1 protein-coding gene is annotated in these 521 nt (G+C 72.0%); it reads left to right on the top strand.

Annotated features, from left to right (window positions below):
- A partial coding sequence (locus AC1D15_RS36595; RefSeq protein ID WP_477829950.1) for a sensor histidine kinase occupies positions 1-521 on the top strand: 521 nt, incomplete at both ends.

Raw genomic sequence — 521 nt, 5'->3', positions numbered from 1 at the left:
GATCACGCGCATGCGGCTGCGCACCGACCTGATGGACGACGGCCCCGACCGCGACAAGATGCGCCAGGACCTGGACGCGATGAACCTGCTGGTGCGCGAGGGCGTCACCTACGCGCGCACGCTGCACGGCGCGACCGAGCCGCCGTGCCGCATCGATGCCGACGCGCTGTTCGAGAGCCTGGTCGCCGACTACGAGGACGCCGGCGAACGCGTGCAGCTGGAAGGCCGCGCCGGCACGCCGATCGTCTCGCGCCCGAACGCGCTGCGCCGCATCCTGATGAACCTGATCGACAACGCGCTGTCGTTCGGCAGCGAGGTCGGCCTGCAGGTGCGCGCCGCCCCCGGCCGGCTGACGCTCGCGGTGATCGACAACGGGCCGGGCATTCCGGACGACCAGCTGGAGGCGGTGCTGAAGCCGTTCTACCGGCTCGAAGGCTCACGCAACCGCAGCACCGGCGGCACCGGGCTGGGTCTCGCGATCGCGCACCAGCTGGCGATCGCGATGGGCGCGCAGCTCAGCC

It is taken from the genome of Rhizobacter sp. P2_H2 (genome assembly GCF_056403375.1).
The sequence above is the reverse complement of the archived record's forward strand: the minus strand, read 5'-3'. Positions and strand labels throughout refer to the sequence as shown.